Annotated in this window: 8 protein-coding genes; 5 read left to right on the forward strand and 3 right to left on the reverse strand. The window is 54.8% G+C overall.

Going from position 1 to position 19,906, the window contains the following annotated elements:
* Nucleotides 1–29 precede the first annotated feature (29 nt).
* Nucleotides 30–2,051, reverse strand: a complete 2,022-nt coding sequence (locus SH573x_RS26865) for a vWA domain-containing protein (RefSeq protein ID WP_479351141.1) — start codon at nt 2,049–2,051, stop codon at nt 30–32.
* Here SH573x_RS26865 and SH573x_RS26870 point away from each other — a divergent pair.
* The 4 genes from SH573x_RS26870 (at nt 2,035) to SH573x_RS26885 (ending at nt 10,519) form a co-directional block, all read left to right on the forward strand.
* Entirely contained in the window at nt 2,035–5,970 is a 3,936-nt protein-coding gene (locus SH573x_RS26870; protein WP_479351142.1) for a caspase family protein, read from the forward strand. The two genes, SH573x_RS26865 and SH573x_RS26870, sit on opposite strands and share 17 nt — an antisense overlap.
* A 27-nt stretch (nt 5,971–5,997) precedes the next feature.
* Complete coding sequence (locus tag SH573x_RS26875; RefSeq protein ID WP_479351143.1) at nt 5,998–7,119, forward strand: S1C family serine protease; 1,122 nt, start codon at nt 5,998–6,000, stop codon at nt 7,117–7,119.
* Between the two features lie 311 nt (nt 7,120–7,430).
* Complete coding sequence (locus tag SH573x_RS26880; RefSeq protein WP_479351144.1) at nt 7,431–8,174, forward strand: hypothetical protein; 744 nt, start codon at nt 7,431–7,433, stop codon at nt 8,172–8,174.
* A gap of 554 nt (nt 8,175–8,728) precedes the next feature.
* A complete protein-coding gene (locus SH573x_RS26885; RefSeq protein WP_479351145.1) occupies nt 8,729–10,519 on the forward strand; it encodes a hypothetical protein in 1,791 nt (596 codons plus the stop codon).
* 129 nt (nt 10,520–10,648) lie between these two features.
* On the opposite strand, the gene SH573x_RS26890 is transcribed toward SH573x_RS26885, so the two are convergent.
* Both SH573x_RS26890 and SH573x_RS26895 read right to left on the reverse strand, forming a co-directional pair.
* On the reverse strand, nt 10,649–16,612 hold the full coding sequence (locus SH573x_RS26890; RefSeq protein ID WP_479351146.1) for an SdrD B-like domain-containing protein: 5,964 nt from the start codon (nt 16,610–16,612) through the stop codon (nt 10,649–10,651).
* 273 nt (nt 16,613–16,885) lie between these two features.
* The gene (locus SH573x_RS26895) at nt 16,886–17,392 is read right to left on the reverse strand and encodes a transposase (RefSeq protein ID WP_479351147.1); all 507 of its coding nucleotides are present in this window, start codon (nt 17,390–17,392) and stop codon (nt 16,886–16,888) included.
* A 525-nt stretch (nt 17,393–17,917) separates the two neighbouring features.
* Here SH573x_RS26895 and SH573x_RS26900 point away from each other — a divergent pair.
* The gene (locus SH573x_RS26900) at nt 17,918–19,699 is read left to right on the forward strand and encodes a GspE/PulE family protein (RefSeq protein WP_479351148.1); all 1,782 of its coding nucleotides are present in this window, start codon (nt 17,918–17,920) and stop codon (nt 19,697–19,699) included.
* Nucleotides 19,700–19,906 lie beyond the last annotated feature (207 nt).

A 19,906-nucleotide genomic window follows, 5' to 3' on the forward strand; every position in this document is an offset into this window, starting at 1 on the left:
AGCCTTGACGGCTTCCGCTACGAGGATAGCTACTTGTTGGAAGGACTGATGTCTTCCAGTTGTAGCTCGTTGAAACGCGTGCGTTGGCTGCGTGGGTCCCAGCGGAGAACGTCTTTGAGCGCCGCTGCTTCGGCCGAATCAGGGTAGGTGGCCAACAGGGCGATCGCATGTTCTCGCGACTTGGATAGATCGACTTGTTGGGGATTCACGCCCCAATCGCCAGCGTAGAGAAACACAAGCATCCAATGAGCACGGCAGACCGCGTCGACACCGATGCTTTGAGCGACGATTTCTTCGTACTTGGCGATGGCTTTGTCATATTGTTCATGGAAGAAACTGTAGTCGGCTTGAAATTCGAGATTGCCCTTATTGGCAATCTCGGCATGTTTTCTAGCCTGGGCCAGCTTGCTCGCCGCTGCCTTATTCGATTGCAACTTGCCTTGTAACCCCACACCGTAGTAGGCGTTGGCCAGCAAGTTGTTTAACAGTGGATCGCTCTTCATCGAATCGGGAACTTCCGTTAAAGCGTCGATGACCGCCTGCAGTTCTTGATCATCGCCGAGGTTGGCAGATTTTGGCATCGATTGCTGCAATTTCAAGCGCGCGATCTCTAACTGTCGCGAACCTTCTTCCGTGGTGGCTACCAGGCGGGTCGTAAATTTGCCATCAAAGACCTTGGCGATGATCGGGCTATTACCTTTGGTCTTGGCTGCCAACGACTGTAGAACTTGCGAGCATAACTTCACGTTCAGCGGTCCCCCGGGAGCAGTCGGTTTCTTGGGGTCGATCGGATCAGACACAGCATCAGGCTTGCCCGTGCGGGCATTAATGACGGCCACCTGGAATGTACTGGCTACGTTGGCACTGGACTGGTTGGTCGAGGGCAGATGTCGCCATATCAAGTAATCCACCTTCAAACGGTCGGCCAATTTTTGTGCCAAGATGTTGTCATCGATCGGGACGCGACTGCGCACTAGTTGTTGGTACTCGTCGCGCACCTTGGCCAAGCGCCTGGTCTGAATGCCTTTGTCATTCAATTGCACGCGAACCTCTTCGGCGAGTTGCACCATCGACTCTTTGAAATCAAAGTTCATCTCGTCGATCGTCAAAAAGGGCACGACGGCCACGACAACCGGAGCGGTCGGTTTCTTGGCGGCGACACTAAAGCGATCGAGATCGGCTTGGGTGATCGGCGCGAATTTCACTCCCCGGGCCGTGGCGAGTTGAGCTGCATGCTGCACTTCGCTTAACTGATGTGGATCGGCCAGATCCAACACAGCCCCGCCGGTGGCATCTGCCAATTCTTGAAAGAAAGCTCGACACTCCGGTAAGACCTGTTTGTGTATCGCTGCATCTTCGGGCCGCGATGGACAGACGATCCCGTAGACATTGATGCCTTTGCTTTTGGCCAAGCTTTTGAGCAATTCTGAATCATACTTGCGCGCCGCTTGATTGGCTTCTTCCGCAAAGCCGACTTGGAACGGAGGAGCATCGCCAATCAAGAATACCCAGCGAGTCACATTATCGTCGCTCGACCAATTCAGTTCTTCCAGCGCTGTGAACAAACCGACGTCGACTTGTTCGTAGTAGTAAGGCGCCCCAGACTCCGGCACAAGCTTCGAGAGACCAGTCGCAATGTCGACATCTTTCATCGCCCACGAGTTGGGGCTGACCTCCAGCGGCCAGGAGATTGGACCAGAGGCGGCGCCAGAATCACGATAAATGATCATCTGAACCGCCAATTCTTGACCGACGACGCGCCGCAGGTCACCCACCAGAGCACCCAACTGCATTTGGATACCCGATAGCTCCTTCCCCATGCTCTCGGTGCCGTCGATGACAAAAGCCAATTCCAAGCGTCCGCGTGCGTTGAGCAAATCGTCAAAATAGTTGGTACGCTGAATAGAGCCCATGCGTTGCACATTGGATCCCGGATTGAACATGGATCGAAAGGCATCCCCCAATGGGCTGGCAGGTGGCTGTCCCAACGCGGGCCATGTCAGCGCCAAGGCGCTAATAAATACGAGGCTGTGCATGAAGTGGCGAAACATTCTGATATCTCCAAGTGCGATCGAGGGCTCCGTTCATGGTATCGCAGGCTGGTGGCTGGAGTTTCCTAAAAATGGCCTAGTCTTGGAAAATATGTGGCACAGCCAGCAACCGGCGGCAGAATTCGGCGATAACTTGGATATGAGAACCTCAACACCTCTTCGTCGACCCTACACCATCTGCCTGGTGGTGATTCAAACCCTCTGGTTACTGACAGGTAATTCAGTATGGGCTTTGCCCCCGGAGTCTTCGTTGCCGCCAGCGTTGACCAGAAACGCGGCCAACTCGACTCAGCGTCTGCCAGCTGAATCGACCCTGCCCGGGAAACGCAATAGCTCAAGCGGCACAAATTCGCAATCTGCTCAGGCCCAGCCTGGCACTACGCCTGCCGGACAGTTGCCTAGCGAAAGTTCGCTACCGGTTGCTAAAGCCGACCAAACGATGGAGGTGGTTCCGGTTATCGACCAAGTGGGACAACTGCAAGAATTACAGGGCAGTCGAGATGCGCGTGTGCGATTGCGGCTGGCAGTGCCGGAACACACCAGCAATGTGTTCACTCATGCTTTTGATGCCAGCTCGACACATTTGTTCACCGGCGGTGATGACAAGTTGGTTCACCATTGGCGGCTCGTAAAATTGCCGGAAGCCAACACTCAGCAGTGGATGCACGACGAATTGATTCGTTGGCAGGTTGGCAGCGGTCCTAGCGGTCGTGTGCGCGCGATTGCCTGTAGTGGCAATGTCCTGCTGATCTCAGGCTATGGTGCCGATGGCGTCCGCGGTGAGATCCTGCGATATGACTGGGTTCAGCGCCAGTGGCTCAAACCATTTTTGTTCCAGAATCGACCGATCATGCGCATTTTGGCGCTGGATCGCGGACAAGCATTGGCAATTGATGAGCATTTGGGTGTGGCCCTCTACACAGTTGATGATTCGGTCGCGCCGCGTTGGTTGCAGAATCCGCAAGCCGTGATGCCTGACTATTGGCCGGTAACTGCCCGGGCGATCGAGGGCGGTGTCGAATGGTTGACCGAATCTGCGCCGGCTGCCCGGCCCTGGTCGATCGTGGCTCGCAATTCGGTCCAAGGCAATACACGCTTGTGGAGTCCCAGCGTAGCACCGGGCACCGATGCCCAGGTATTCAAACAGTTTCACGAACTGGTCCGGTCGGTTAAACCATCCATGGTCGCCGATGTTCAAGCCTTCTATGGCAAGTGCAAAGCGGCCTACGGTAAAAAGCTCATGTGGTTGTCGATGTCCCCCGATGGTCGCATGGTCGCCGCTGTCGATAGTTTGGCTGCGGATGGCGAGGCCAGCCAAGGCAAAGGCAATTGGCTGTATGTGTGGCGCGATGGTGCATTAATTTTAAAGACCGCGCAAGTCGCCAAAGACAACGAGGTCCTGGACGACTATCGCAGCCTCGCCTGGTCGGCCGACAGTCAACAGTTGGCCGTGCTAAAGGTAAGAACCATTGGTGTTCAATCGCGTTCGAAGATCGAACTTTGGAATTTCAAAGCCGAACCAGCAGTGGAAGAGTTGCCCAATCAATTCGGCAGTGAATACATTGCTTGCCAGTTTAGCCCTGACAGCAATTGGTTGATCCTCAGTGGGCGCATGGCCGTTTACGTTTTGCCGCTCAAAGAGAAACCGATTCGCAACCAACGCTTGCCATCGGAAGCCACGGTGCTACCGATCACGGACATCGCCTTTGCCAAAACCGGCTACCAATGGAAAGCGACGCACTCCAAAGGCACTATTACGTTTGATCCCCAGCGCATGACGCTGATCGATGCAGCGGCCGATATCTGGCAGCCAACGCTCAAGCCGAACGACGGTTGGCAGTCAGGCGAATTTCGCATCGCTATCGAAGGCGGACTGAGCGTTGTCAAACGTGGACAGGTGCAACTGGGAAGTCTCGATCCACTCACTCAACCCGAGCCCCGGCAGATCATTGCGGCTCAGTGGATACGCAACGCCAATCAAGTACCGACTCATGTGGCCGTGGTCTATCAATTTCCACGCGAGAGCGACATCCATCTGTTCTCGCTCAGTCAACCAGATAACGGGCGCCTGCGTCGCGTCGGCATACTCAACGGCCACGAAGGTGATGTACTGTCGTTATCCGTTTCGTCTGATCAGCGGATCATGATGTCATGTGGAAATGACCGCCAACTCTGCACCTGGCCCCTCAATGCACTATTAAGTGATGAACGATCGGCCCAGATTAGTTGGCAAAAGTACGGCGCGGTCTTTGCGCTCGATGCAGGCCAGCTGACGGTCAGTGAAGCTCATTCCGCCGGGCCGCTCTTCGAGTTTGGCCTGCGGGCCGGTGATCAGATCTCGGGCATTAGTTGGTTCAAAGCATCTGCCGATGGAACCCAAGTCGAAGAGCAAGTCGTCCCGCTGGACGAACAAGGGATCGCTTTCTTGAATCGCCCCGACTTCGATACCATCGTCAAGTTCAAATATGGAAAGCCTGGCAATGACCCCAAAGCCGTCGTACTAAAACCGCAGTGGCGACCACTGTTTGGCCAGGTCTTCGACGCGCAGCGAGAATGGGCTGCCTGGACAGCGGCCGGCTTCTATGCATCGTCGTTCAACGGCAATTCGATCTTCGGTTGGCAAATCAATCGCGGACCCGAAGCAGCGCCTTCGTTCTATCGAGCCGATCGATTTCAAGCGGTACTGGAAAGACCTGAGCTGCTCAAGCGCGTTATCGAGCAAGGTAGCGTCGAAGCAGCGGCCCGCGCCATTGGTGAAACCTTGACCGGCACGTTCAATCCCTTGCAGAACGCAATCGCTTTGCAACCGACGGTCAATATACTCTCGCCCAAGACCGGTACTCAAACTCGGGAGGACCAGGTGCAGGTCGAAGCGGAAGTTGTGCTGCCGCTGGGATCGGAACTCGCGTCGGTCAAAGCATTCGCCAATGGAGTGCCTGCCAGGTTGACTTCGCGGAACGATCAAGCATCGCCAATGGCGGCCGACAAACACATCGTCCGCCTATCATGGGAAGCTGGCGTCCCCCATGATCGCGACATCAAATTGCAAGTGCTGGCCGCCAGTAGTCAGCGTGTGGTCGGCGCTGCTGAAGTGATCGTGCATCGCCCGGCCACCGATGGGCTCAAGACCAAGCCGCGTTTGTGGATCTTCGCCGGAGGCACTGGAGATTACCAGGATAACCGCATCCCGAATTTGAAGTCACCCGAACGCAACGTCACCGAATTCACCTCGCAAATCGAGATGGCTGCTAAGAATGTATACGACGTGCAACGTTCGACGTTATTGGTCGGTTCACAAATGACGCGCAACCGCTGGTTGGCACTGGTGCATGACAAATTACAAAATTTGCGCGATACGGTGCGGCCCGACGACGTTGTCATGATATTTTTATCCGGACACGGCATACAGGATGAACAATCTGGGAACTACTTCTATATTGCAGCCGACGCCGATTCCCGCGACGTCCGGGCAGGGCAGTTCGACCGCTGCTTGGGTATCGAAGAGATTGCCCCGCTGGCCGGATTGGCGTGTCGCAAAGTGGTGGTGCTGGATACTTGTTACAGTGCGGCTTTCCAACCACTGGAAAGCGATCGCTTACGTTCGGCCGTACGCGTGTTGCAAGCCGATTTGGTGTTGACCCTCACCGCCAGCGAAGGCGATCAACCGGCAGCTGAAGTGGCAGGAAAAAGTTTGTTTACAGATGTCGTTCTCAAGACGCTCACTACTCCTAACGATGCTGACGGCGATAAACTGTTCACCTGGCCCGAGTTCGTCAAGCAAGTTCAAGAAGGCGTTATTGAGCGAGCCACTGCAGTGCAAGCCACTGCCGGTTTCTCACAGAGACCTAAATTCATTCCCTCCGAGTTATTGCCCTACGTTCGTTTACCCATGGCCCAAGTCGAGCCCAAAAACCCGTAGCTCGAATGTGCTCAGAATGGTCACCTAATGAGTCGCTTCTTTTTGCCGAGAACTTTGGGTAATCGCGGTGGCTATCTATGGCCCGTCAGTTTATTACTCGCCCTGTCACTGCTGCTGGCGTATGCCATCGGCATGCTGATCGTCGAAGCCAATAATCCGATCACGACGCAGCAGTCAACCGCTGCTTCGCTTTCGGTACACTCTGAAAAACTAGCCGATGCAACTCTGCGTTCACTCGTTAGAGTAACGGTTCGCAAACATGAAAATGCACGTGTCAGCGATGAACTGGCCGTGCTGTTCGGCGATGCCCTGGCACTTCCGCGCGAAGACCTGGGCAGCGGAATGTTTGTCAATCAATCCGGACTGGTACTGACCAATTATCACGTCGTGCGCTCGGCCGAGGCGGTGGAAGTGGTCGATCACCTCGGCCAACGTCAAAGTGGCACCTTGGTTGGCTATGACGCACTGACCGATTTGGCTTTGGTGCAGACGACCTTTAAACAAACACAGCCTATTGTTTGGGGCGACACTCAAACGCTAAAGATAGGCACCTTCGTGTGGGCTTTTGGCTCACCCTTTGGACTCGAAAATAGTGTGACGATGGGCATCGTCAGTTCCAATCGCAATCCAGCCATTTCGAACAGTCCGTTTCAAGACTTCATTCAGACGGACGTCGCTACCAATCCTGGCAGTAGCGGGGGACCGCTGGTAAATATTGAGGGCAAAGTCGTGGGTATCAACACGGCGATCGCTGGCGAGAAATTCCAAGGCGTAAGCTTCGCTATCCCGGCCACCATCGCCCGCAAAGTGACCGAGGAGCTAACTGCGCAGGGAAACATCCAGCGCGGTTGGCTCGGCGTCGAACTATCCCAAGTCGATAGCGACCGAGCTCGCCGCGCAGGCTTGAGCGGTATTCAAGGTGTCTACATCAATGGCATCGTCAACTCCACGGGCGACAACGCCAACGTGCTCAGTGCCGGCGATGTGTGCTTGGAGATCGAAGGCAAGAAAGTCAATGACCCCGTGGTCTTCAGCCGCGCAATCGCCAGCCAACGCGTCGGCAGTCAAATCAAACTGTTAATACAACGTGACGGTCAGCCTCAATCCATCACCGTCCGCGTCTTGGCGCGCCCGAAAGAAGAGAGTTGATCTTCGTAACCGATCTCGTCAGAGATTGCATCTCGTAGCCGATCTCGCCAGAGATTGGACCTTCGTAGCCGATCTCGCCAGAGATTGGATCTTCGTTTAGCGCGAAGACGACCCAAGCCAAACTCTGGCGAGTTCAGCTACGTGATCAGCTAGGTGTTCAAGAGACGCTAGACGTTACAAACTGAACACCGCTGCAGTCGTCGCTGTCTACACGGCTATTAAACTTAAGCAAAGCGGCATTTCCTGGACGAAGTAACGGTTGATACTACGCATGAGACAAATGCGCAAAGCTAGGGACCGGAGGCCCCGTCATGTTGAAACAAATGGAATCAAGCCGTTGGTTTTGGCCGTTGCTGGGCTGCCTGACCCTGCTATCACTGGCCCCTGTCGCCGTCCAAGGCGAGCATCTACTGCGCTGCCACCGCTGCGGAAAGAACTGCCAAACGTATCACCTGGTGGAAAAGACCATCATGGTGCCTAAGACCGTGGTAGAACTACGCGGCAAGAATTGCATCGTCACCAAAGAAGAAGAACGCGAAGAGAAATATACGGTCTTCGTGATGAAGCCAGACAAGCGTTCCTATAAAAAAGAATGCTGGTATTTGGATGACGAAGTCAAAGAGCAGAAGATCACCAAGATCGAACCCAAGTTAGCTTCGGTCCCGGTGGCCAGAACCGAACACATTAAGATTCCAGAATCGTTCTGCGTGGAAGAGACCAAGTGCCACGAAGAGTGCACCAAGTGTGGACCGGTGTGCGTCTGTGAGACGTGCCCAGTTGAAAAGGTCCGCATGCACGACGGTACGCAAGAATGCGATTACCTGGAAAAGCAACTGGTCATTGATAAAACCGAGTGCACCATCTTCTACTGCGTGAAGACTCCCAAGTCTTTCAAGATTCCGTGCGCCGAAGAAGAATTCTATAACCTGGTGCCCGAAGAGCGCACACGCAAAGTTAAAGTGTGCGTCCCCAAAATTGAACGCAAAAACGTAGAAGTCGAAGTCACCAAGCTGGTACCCTGCAAGGTGCTGGTCTGCGAAGCATGTTGCAAGTAACCTCGCGTAGCGGAAGCCGTCAAGGCTTTCGATCCTCGCAGCGGAAGCCGTCAAGGCTTTCGATATGCATGGACAATCCAAATACGAAATGCTTGACGCATTCCGCTACAAAATACGAAATGCTTGACGCATTCCGCTACGAGCTGCATTGCGGAAAGCTTTAACGGCTGGGTGGCGGAGGAAGCCTGCATGGCCGGGATCCAAACTCTGGCGAGTTCGGCTACGAAAACCGTGTGCCGATCCAAACTCTAGCGAGCTCGGATACGAAATCATGCGCGATTACGCGCGCTTGAGACAATATTTTTGTTGTCATAAACTGAATCTGTCGATTTAGAAAAATGAACGAAGCGAGGGCCGCGGCAAGCGTACGGCGGTGAAAGCCCCATAGGTGTGTGACAAATTGGTAGTTCATGGTGCTTGTGATGCTTATGCTTGCATGACGAATTCTGTTCAAAGAAGTTTTGCAAATCGTCGATCAATGCTGTCAATGGGCCAATCCTAAATTTAGCCGCCCCATTAAGTGGCGTACGCTCTTCCACGGAAGGAAGTGATTCATGAACTATCCAAGATGGATTCGACGGACTGCGATTCTCGCTGGCGCAGTTACGTTGGGTAGCGGAACACCAAATCTGCTGGCCCAGATGCCACAGTCGCCGGAAGTGCAGGTCATTCCGGCTTCGACCAAACGCTGCACGTGCGGTCGCTGGACTTGCCCCGCCTGCCAACAGCGTAAGCTGCGCGAGATTTGCCCACCCGGCCAAGTCATACCCATGATGCCTAACATGGCACCTGGCACGATGCCCATGCCGATGCAACCGGCTCCCATTTACGATTCCAATGGCAACATGATTCCGGTGCCGCCCAGCCAATCGATGCCCTTGCAGCCCTATCCATCGCAGCCCTTTCCTGACTCATCGATTCCCAATGCGCTGCCAACTCAACCCTCTCCCGAACAACCCAGCCCCACCACGCCTACGCCAGATCCCACAACCGAATTCAATCTGAACGATGCCACGCCTGCTCTCAATACACCACTGACGCAAGACGAATCTCAGTCGTTGGCCAGTCTGGGCCGACCCGGTCAACAAAGTCAGAGTGGTTTCTTTGGTAGCAACGCTGGCCTGACCGATCCCGGAATGTTCGGTGACTTCTTTGGACCGACATCCAATGCCAATTCAATCATCTCGCAGAACTACGAGACGATGGCGTATGGTGACTTGAATGGTGGCGTGTATGACTTTGATGTTATGGGCCCAGCCGGCAATGACATTTCGGCTGCCGGTGTGCTCAACGGCACTACAGTTGCCTTGGCCCAACCTGCCTCGCCCAACGACTTGCAACGCCCCGCCGAGCCAGGCTACGCCTTCGGTGGTGGTACGGCAACGCTAACCGGCACCGCCAGCGGCAGCAGTGATCCTTTCTTGCTGCGGTACGGTTATACGAAGGCAATCAGCGTGCCGAGCTCGTTTGCTCAGCAACGTATGAAGCTGGCCGAAAACACCAGCCCGATTCCGCAGAATCGTGTCTTTGTCAACTACAGTTTGTTTCACAATGTTCCGCTAGAGAACGGCATTACGGTCAATCGTATCTCGCCGGGTTTCGAAACGTTGTTACTCAGTCCCAACACGTCGTTCGAGATGCGCACTCCGTTTGCAACCACGCTCGACAGCAACATCCTGCTTGACGGTGGTACCAATACCAGCAACGTCGAGTTCGGTAATCTCTATTTCTCGCTCAAGCACGTCTTGTGGCGGCGAGGTAATGCACTGGTCTCCGGTGGTTTGTCGATGACCGTGCCCACGGCCGATTCGACGCGCGTGCTCAACGGCCTGGGCCAAGAAGTCGTTCGCATTGAAAACGAGTCTGTGCACTTGATGCCGTTCTTGGGCGCCTTCTACAAACCGTCGCAACGCGCCTTCCTACAAGGCGTGTTACAAGTTGACATGGATGTGAACGGCAACACCGTACTCCAGAATAACAACCTGAATCAGTCCAGCTTGACTCGCATCGGACGGCTGCAGGATATGACGCTGCTCTACACCGATTTGGGTGCTGGTTACTGGATGTATCGCAGCACCGGCAGAGGTCTGACCGGTGTGGCTCCGATTGCAGAAGTTCACTACAACCGTTCGCTCAACAAGGCTGACTGCGTAGTCGATCCTACCGGACGCACGCAGATTCAATTGCCCATTCAACAGTTTGACAATGTCAACCTGGTCAGCGCCATGGTTTTCGAGTTCAGCCAACGTAACCGCTTGGGACTTGGAATAGGTGTACCGGTGGGCAACGGTAGTGACCGAGCCTTCGACGGTGAATTCCGTGCGACTTTCAACCGGTACTACTAAGCTCAAAACGTAGCCACCGCTGGACCGTAGCCACCGCTGCCAAGCGGTGGAAAATCATCAAGTACCGCATCCACCGTCTGGCGACGGTGGCTACGACAGATCCACCGTCTGGCGACGGTGGCTACGGAATTAGATTTCGATTCCCAAACTTGAAATCAAGCGATCCACGGCGTCAGCGTCCAAGCGACGCTCGCCGCTACGTAGGTGGGCGTGCATGATTTCACCTTCGGTGCCGGCCAATTGATCTTCCAGTCCCAGCAAGTGTCCGATCTCATGAGTCAACACGCTCAGCAGGTCGACGCCAGTGACTACCTTGCCCGATTCAAACTCGCTATCGCTCTCGGGAGTGCTATCGACAAACCAGCCGCGTCCGGCAGCTTGTGAATCGACCACCAGTGTATTGCCGGTCACCCAGCTCAATACTCCTTCGGGCAAATCATCGGTTGCTACGGTCATGTTGACCAAGGGCGCCAGTAACTCAGGTCGCCCACTGACTACGCTCAACCGCTCGATGGCAGCTGAGAACATCGACTGCGCGATGGCCGTGTCGATAGTCGCGCCGACAGCCGCCTGCGTGTTGAGTTCATTGATAACCAACAGTGCATCCAGTGGCGTTACGCTGCCGTCTTGATTGACATCCAAGTTGCCCAAATCACCTGCCGGCAATGAGTTCAGCGAGTTGATGACCAACAAGGCATCCAACGGTTCGACTTGACCGTTGCCGGTCAGGTCAAAGGCCATGACCTCCGCACGTAGTTCAGTCGACAAGCGCAGCGGTGCAGGAGCCACGCGGAAATTGCCCAACTTCTGCGTAGGCACGGTGGTTGGTCCAGCGGCCAGCGAGAACGCGGGAGCCACCGGGATAAGTGCGGAATTGGGGTACTTGCTGTTGAGCGGATAGGCCGCTCCATTGGTCGCCAAAGCGCGTATCGGTAACACAAAGCTACCATCAGCTACGCTAACGCTCGTAGCGGCGCGTTGGTCGATCAGATTTATACCATTGGTTGGACCGGCAATCGCCTGGGCAGATTTCCATGTCAAGCCAGTCGTTACCACACTAGGATGAATGGATACCGCACCTGAAAAATGCGTGTTGACTAAATCGGGGAAACCATCAGCGTTAAAGTCACCAAACGCAACTTGAATGCTGGCAGGCAAAGGCGTCTTCACATTCAGTCGATCCGCGCTATCAAACCGCGTGGCTGCTCCACGGGGCGTCTGATTGTAGAACAGCGAAATCGAACCGAACTGCCCAGAGGCGACGGCCAGGTCTAGATCTCCATCGCGATCGATATCGGCGGCCGCAGCAAAAGCTGGCCGCCCCGCGTCTCCAACTTCACCCACGACAATCTTGCTACCAAGTCGTCCATTGACCTGGGGGAAGAGACTAACGGTAGAACTGCTGTATTCGGTGACTACCAAATCATCGCGCGTGTTTTGAGTGAACTTGCCTGCCAGCACATGCGTGGGCTGCATCAGACCACTAATAGCCGGCAGAACTTGGGCGCCGGTAACGGGACTGAAGAACTGAACCGTACCCAATCCCGATTGTGGCACGGCCAACTCGATCGTCGAATTGCCATCAAAATCACCGAAGGCGGTCGAGACCACGTCTGCCGAAATCGAGGGCGTGCTAACATCGATCGAGCGCGTTTTGACAAACAACAGCGAATTGGCGGAGACTTGTCTCGCAATGCTCACATCATGGTAGTTGGTCACATCCGTATTGCCTGGATTATCAAAATTGCGTTCGTTGGAGATCGCCAAGTAGTTCAAGCCATTGATGTTGGCGACAGACACGTGACGCGGACCATCACCGCCCAGCGCGCTAGTGACCGTTTTTTGACGGTTACCATAGTTGGCTAACTCGCTGGTTGGAATCTTACCACCTGTCAGTGGATCGTAGACTTCGTACACCAGACCGTTCAGGCGCAAGATCAACACATCGCCCCACGTCTTATCGTATGGTCTCACCTGCGTTCCCGGTGTGCCTGAGAATGTCACAACGATTTCAGGAGTTGAGTCTCCGACCAGATTTACCGCTGTCGCATAGCTAGGTCGGGCATTCGGACCGAAGGCAATTTCTTGGAAGCGATATCCTTCGAGCGGGCTCAGGCCTACATTGCTGTAAATGCGAATGCCACCCACTTTCGAAGACGATGCGCGATTGAAGACTTCATCGACCACAATCAAATCATTATTGGTACCAATCGCATCCAGGGACGCAGCTACACTCCAGCGCGGTTTGGCCGATGTGCCCCCTTCGATATTCACCAAGCCATACTCGGAAAAGCGCGTGCGTGGAACAGTAGATTCAAAGCCCGCGGGTGTTACTTCGGCTACGTCGTAAGTGCCAGGCCAAACATAGAAGGTGTATTTGCCTGCAGCATCGGTAGCCAGGATGCGCTGGGTCGCCAGTTCGTCTTGCCTGTATCCACCGCTAATGCGCCGGATAGCGACTTGAACACCAACTTGTCCCGCTTCGCCAGCGTTTTGCGTACCGTCTGCATTAGTGTCAACAAAGACTGTGCCCTCAAGTTTGGACAGCTGAACAATTCCTTGTTCGAGATCCGTAGTGGGCAATAGCAGAATTCGTTCAACTGGCGGTGTGGAACTATTGGCCCGCTCATTGGGTTGTCGCGGGTCGAGGCCAGGCGCCACGTAGATGTTGTTCAAATCCGCATCGACAGTCGCGTAGCTCTTCGTGCGACCTTGCGTCTCTTGGGTAACGCCATTGACAAGTTCAGAACTCAGAATCGGACGAACTGAATAAACTCCCTCTGGCAAATCATCGAACAAGTAAATCCCACCGGGACCTGTGAGCACCTGTCGAGTTGCAAAACCAGCTGGCCCCTGCAGCGAGATGGTCTGGCCGACAACGACCGCTTCACCAGCTTCTCGGACACCATTGGCATTCAGATCGTTAAAGGCTACGCCCTGAATGGCTGCGTAGCGCTCAACGCCGAAATTGAGTAGCGCATTGGTGCTGGTCGTCTGGTCAGCATTGGGTGCCAGCGTAGCGACGACCCCGGGGCCCAAGACAATGTCGTTCAAACGCACGCCAGTAATGGTACGAGTTTCTGTACCGAAGTTGCTGCCGTTGCCGCGGGTGTAATGCATCGGTTCGGTGATTGTTACTCGGAATTGACCGGGCAGAATATCCGGTGTGGCTGTCAACAGGCCAACGGGATTGCGTGCATCGACATTGAATTCATACAGCCCCGTGGACGTGGTCAAAATCGGCGAGAAGCTGAGATCGTCAGCTGTGCCAAAGGTATTGTCAATTCCAGCACCCAGTAGCGTTATCGTAAAACCGGCCATACCGGGTTCTTGTGCCGGCGCGCCTTGCGAACCGTTACCATCGCGATCCAAGAAGACAATGCCCTTAATGACAGCTTGCTTGGCCGAACCGATGGCCAGATTGACATTGACGGTTGATGTTTGGTACGCATCCAGCGGCGCAACCAAACCTGTGACAGCCTGATAAACGCTGCCCGATGTGACCAGCAAATTGCTAATCACGCGCGCGGTCGTTAGCTTGCGATTGGGCAGTATCTGAGTCACCACGACTTGATAGGTGCCTCCTCTTAGCCCGCCAAAGCTATACACTCCAGCCGCATTGGTTTCGATCGGCGCACCAACATCTGATCCATTGCGCGAAAGCTGCACGCGCACACGCAGCTCTTGGGCTTCGGGTGGGACCGACAGCGCAGCGTCTCCACGTGGTTCGGCCGCCCCGGAATCAATGCCATCGCCATTGATATCGCCAAATGCATAACCACGAATTACACCCAGTCGAAAGACACCCAGAGCCAATTCAGGCTGCAGTGTGATAGGTAGTTGCCGCGCATCGGGCGTAGCCAGTGCGGCAGTCGCCGCAAAGATCAAGCCACTGTTGTTGACGCTGTAGACTCCCAGTGGGTTTGTCGTGCGAACTACGTCAGTAGGCAACTGCTCTTGCAACCGATAGCGGCCGAATACCAAACCTCGAGCGCTGAACAGTCCCGTGGTGGCATTGGGTGTCAGCGTCTGAGTTGTATTATCGGCTGCAGTCGCGAAATCGTTGTCTGGACCAGCCCAGGTCAATAGGATTGTCACGCCGGGCGTGACGCGGGATTCCGCGTTGTCCACGCCATTGTCATTGCTATCGACAAACGTATATCCATAAATCTCACCTAAGCGGAATGTCCCCACAGCCAATTCCGTTCGCAATGGTGCAAACTGTTGACGCGCATCAGGAATGGCCAAGGTGGTATTGGGCGCAAAGATCAACCCGCTATCGTTGATGTTATAAGTACCCAGGGCTGCCGTAGTACGAATCACATCGGTAGGCAATTGCTCTTGCAACAAGTAGCGGCCAAACGCCAGACGCGTGGCACTAAAGACTCCAGTGGTAGCGTTGGGTGTCAGAGTCTGAATGGTGTTGTCGGCGGTGGTGGCAAAATCGTTGTCAGGTCCAGCCCAAGTCAAACGCAGCGTGACTCCGGGCATGTTGCGTGTCTCAGTATTGTCGACTCCATTACTATTGCGATCGACGAACACATAACCAAAGATCTCGCCCAGGCGGAAGTTACCTCGCCGCAGCTCCGGACGCACAACTCGAGTTTGATAGGCATCAGGCACGCCCGATGCGGCTGTCTGCACAAACAATTGACCGCTGGCACTGACGACAATGTTTGTAAAGTCGGCCGTGGTGGTCTGGATGTTCGCGTTGATATCAAGTTCCAGCAGCTGGTAGGTGCCCAGCCCAAGATTGGAAAAGCTGAAGTCGCCGTTGACATCGCTAGTGACCACAATCGGAGCGCCATCATCGCCCCCACCCGGCAAACCATCCAATCCCAAGTTGGTCAGCTGAAAGCGGACGCCCGCCAGGCCTTCATCAGTAGACTGTTTGACGCCATCGGCATTGTGGTCAGTAAACTTGTGACCACGAATTTCTGCATTGCGAAACAGTCCGAGTGCTAGTTCGGGGCTCAGCACCGGAGCTTGTTGACGCGCATCGGGAATCACTAGTGTACTGGTCGGAGAGTAAATCAACCCGCTATCGTTGATCGAGTAAACGCCTAGAGCTGGCGTCGTGCGCACGACGCCAGTAGGCAGTGTGACCACAATCTGGAATCGACCAAAGTCCAAGTTAGTAAAACTATACAGGCCAGTGGCAGCATCTGGATTTGTGGCCACCGGCGCCGGGTCATCTGGCGTTCCAAACGCATTGTCTGGTCCGGCACCTCGAAGCGTTACAGTTACACCCGTAGTTACGCGCGACTCTGCATTGTCGACACCGTTGCCATTGGCATCGACGAAAGCATAGCCATGGATCGCTCCCAGTCGAAAGTTGCCCCGCGCTAGTTCAGGCCGCAACACTTGAAGAGTTTGAAATGCGTCCGTGGGAATGGCCGTAGCGGGCACAAACAGTTGACCACTGGCATCAACCACGAAGTTGGTGAACGCAGCGGTGGTTACTCTGAGAGTAGGATTGGCTTGTTCGACTAATTGATACGTGCCTGCTACGAGATTGGGAAAAGCAAATTCACCTGCGGCATTGGTGGTGACTGTTACGGGAACTCCATCATCGCCGCCGCCGACGGTACCGTCGGCGCCCAAATTGGTCAGGGTGAAGGCCACACCCGCAATCGCTTCATCGGTGGACTGACGCGTACCATCTGCATTGTGGTCGTTGAACTTGGTTCCACGAATTTCTCCCAGGCGATAGACGCCGATGTCATCGACAGTGGTTATCGTCAGCGGGTCGATGACTACCGCGGTGCCAACACTGCTGGGCGCAAAGGGAGCTCCGTTGGGATCAACGCGTACAGCAAACGTGCCCGCCCCCAGTAGCGGCGCTGAAATCAAATAGCTGCCAGTGTCGGTAGGCACCGATATATCGCCGGCGGTCAGAGTTTCACTGTTATCCAAATCAACGTAAACGGTGACTGCTTGACCGACCAGCAGATTTTCCGCCGCTTGGCGCGTGCCGCTAATATCGCTATCCAAGAAGATATTACCTTGGAGTGTCGCCATCACGCGACGGTTCTCAAGTGCTTCGACCAACAGCTTGCGACGTGAGGGACGTCGTCGAGGGGCAACGTACATTGCGGAACCTTTTATGGATATCGAGAGCGGCGTTTTAACATCGAAACGATGACAAACTGCGCCAGAATTTCGGCGCCGCTCTACAATAGATAGACGCTGAACCAAAGTCCAGCGTTAGGGTTCCCAACTAAACCGAGGGCATTAGCCCCGGTTCCCCAACTAAACCGAGGGCATTAGCCCCGGTTCCCCAACTAAACCGAGGGCGTTAGCCCCGGTTGCAGCGCGTTGAAGCAGGAACCGGGGCTAACGCCCTCGGCTTAGTAGGAACCGGGGCTAACGCCCTCGGTTTAGGGGGAAACGCAGGTGCATCAGATCTTGGGCGATATTGACGTAATCAATAACGGCTTCAAGATCTGCTTGAGATTTGATCCACACGCAGTGGCCGTTTGCAGTCCATACGGGACGGTCTTGAAATTGAGGCCAACGCTCTCGGATCATTCGGGTACAGTTAGCTTTCATTTTATCACGCACCGATTGCGCACTTCGATCGTAGGCAGTGACCACCGTATGCACGTGATTACTTCGAGCATTTCGTGCCCATAAACACCAGCCGCAAGCATCCGCCAAGCGATCGAGTTCGTTTTCGACAGCTTCCCGCTGTTGTTCGTTCAACAGCAAAATTGGATATTTAAGTCGATCGGCGTGCCATTCCTGCAAGAGCGGTTGTGGCTGCTGTAGTCCCGCCCCGCGTTTCCACCAACCGCGTGGATCGCCTTGCAAATGCGTTCCATATACATTCCATGTGATGAAGAAGGCTAATACATCTTTAGCTGCCATCATTAGGGCTCCGAACACGCTGAGAAGTTGGACCGATACCAATTGTGTTGTAAGGAGATCGACAACCCCGCTGCGGTACTAAGCCGAGGGCGTTAGCGGCATTAGCCCCGGTTCCCCAACTAAGCCGAGGGCGTTAGCCCCGGTTCCCCAACTAAGCCGAGGGCGTTAGCCCCGGTTGCAGCGCGTTGAAGCAGGAACCGGGGCTAACGCCCTCGGCTTAGGAACCGCCGCTAACGCCCTCGGTATAGTTTTCAAAAATCCACCTGCTTGGTTGCAAATTGTTGACAACGCGCGCCCCAATCAGTCAAGATGAGCGTATCCTCATCTCATTGTCCCGCACTTCTAGCGCAAGTCCCCCGTTGCCAAGACATTAGGCGTTCGGCGAGACTCTGGTTAAACTGGACAATACTGAAGTAATATCCACAGTAATTCCACCAACAGACTATTCACTGGCCACACCCTGTTTTCCACTTAGGGCGTGGCACACCGGTCAATATTTGGGAATCGGCACCCACACAGGAGCCTATCATGGACCAACCGATGCGCGACTTTACCGACCTGCTGCTTCGCCGCGGCGTGGTCAGCCTGGATCAATTGTCCGAAGCCAGCAATATGGCTCGGCAAGATGACATCTCGGTAGCCGACGCCCTCATTAAAATGCAATACGCGGCACCACAGGATGTTTATCGAGCCTTAGCCGACTTCCATAAGATGAACTTCGTCGATCTCGCTTCGGTGCGCATCGACAACTCCATTATCGAACTGGTACCCGAGTCGGTGGCCCGCGAAAATACGATCATCCCGTATCAAGAAGACGGTGACGCCCTGATCGTGCTCATCAGCGACCCGTTCGATCTGGAGACCACCGAAAAACTCCGGTTCATCCTCAACCGCCGCATCGAAACGGCCCTGGCCCCCAAAGAGACTATTAACGACGCCATTAACCGTTACTATGGCCAGGTCGAAGGTGAATCGGCCGACTCGATTCTGCAAGAATTCACCGACACGCAAATCGACTTCACCGAAACCTCCGAAGACGGCGCGTCCGGCGATAATGAACTGGTCGATGAGAATAGCGCCCCAGTTGTCCGCCTAGTCGGGCTGATGATTCAAGAAGCCGTCCAGCTCCGCGCCTCCGATATCCACGTCGAACCGTTCGAAGATCGCGTGCGCATTCGCTATCGTATCGATGGCGTTTTGGTCGAACGCGATAGCCCACCTCGCCGACTCTTGGGTGCCATCCTCTCGCGTATCAAGATCTTGGCTAAGATGGACATCGCCGAACGACGTCGCCCGCAAGACGGTCGAATCAAAGTCACTGTGGGGGAAAAGGAGCTCGACCTGCGCGTGAGCATCATCCCAACTAGCCACGGTCAGTCCGCCGTTATGCGACTGCTGGACAAAGACAACATCAAGGTGGGTATCCGCCAATTGGGGTTGGCCGAGCGCGACTTCAAAGTCTTCAGCCAGATGATCAAACGACCCAACGGCATTCTTCTGGTGACCGGCCCAACGGGCTCGGGCAAGACCACCACGCTCTACGCCGCCCTCAATACGATGAACCGGCCCGATCGCAAAATCATCACCGCCGAGGACCCAGTCGAATACTATCTTCCCGGTATCAACCAGGTCGAAGTCAAACACAATATCGGACTGGACTTCGCGCGCATCATTCGCGCCATGCTGCGACAAGCACCCAACATCATCCTCGTCGGCGAGATGCGCGATACCGAGACCGCATCCATGGGAATTCAAGCTTCATTGACTGGACACTTGGTATTCAGTACACTACATACGAACGATGCGCCCAGTGCTGTTACACGCATGTGTGACATGGGAGTCCCCGGATATTTGGTGGCTAGCTCGGTGGTGGCGGTGTTGGGGCAGCGATTGGTGCGCACAATTTGCAAGCGTTGCAAGACCACCGTGAAGCTGCCTGAGAGCGTGCTGATTGATGCTGGCATTCCAGCCGACGTAGCCGAGAAGGCGACCTTCTCGCGCGGCAAAGGCTGCAGTTACTGTCAGAAGTCTGGCTTCCGCGGACGCATCGGTATTTACGAACTGATGGTCGTGACCAGCAAAGTACGTGAACTAATGTTCCAGGGTAAATCCACCATCGACATACGTGAAGAAGCGATCAACCAAGGCATGACCACGCTGTACTGCGATGGTATCCGCAAGGTGCTCAAAGGCATCACTGTGCTGGAAGAAGTGTATCGAGCTGCCAAGCGAACCGAGCAAGACGACCGGGCCATGAACATCATCTTCAAGGAATTCCGCGACGCCGAAGCTGTCAAAGCCCCAGCCTAAGCCGAGGGCACTCGTTTAACCCGTAGCCGCAGGCGAGGAGCACGCAGAGCTAGTCTCAACCAGCATCAGCCAGCAGGCTTAGGTTAGTAGGTTCACCTCGCGGCACTCGTTTAACCCGTAGCCGCAGGCGAGGAGCACGCAGAGCTAGTCTCTGACAGCAGGTTTGGGTTAGAGGTTCATCAGCCAGAAGGCTTGGGTTAGAGGGTT

It is taken from the genome of Rania fehmarnensis (assembly GCF_056494185.1).

Bases quoted from the DNA above. Each gene is read 5' to 3' on its own strand.
- SH573x_RS26885 (WP_479351145.1), top strand. From the start codon at position 8,729: ATGAACTATCCAAGATGGATTCGACGGACTGCGATTCTCGCTGGCGCA.
- SH573x_RS26900 (WP_479351148.1), top strand. From the start codon at position 17,918: ATGGACCAACCGATGCGCGACTTTACCGACCTGCTGCTTCGCCGCGGC.
- SH573x_RS26865 (WP_479351141.1), bottom strand. From the start codon at position 2,051: ATGTTTCGCCACTTCATGCACAGCCTCGTATTTATTAGCGCCTTGGCG.
- SH573x_RS26870 (WP_479351142.1), top strand. From the start codon at position 2,035: ATGAAGTGGCGAAACATTCTGATATCTCCAAGTGCGATCGAGGGCTCC.
- SH573x_RS26890 (WP_479351146.1), bottom strand. From the start codon at position 16,612: ATGTACGTTGCCCCTCGACGACGTCCCTCACGTCGCAAGCTGTTGGTC.
- SH573x_RS26895 (WP_479351147.1), bottom strand. From the start codon at position 17,392: ATGATGGCAGCTAAAGATGTATTAGCCTTCTTCATCACATGGAATGTA.
- SH573x_RS26880 (WP_479351144.1), top strand. From the start codon at position 7,431: ATGTTGAAACAAATGGAATCAAGCCGTTGGTTTTGGCCGTTGCTGGGC.
- SH573x_RS26875 (WP_479351143.1), top strand. From the start codon at position 5,998: ATGAGTCGCTTCTTTTTGCCGAGAACTTTGGGTAATCGCGGTGGCTAT.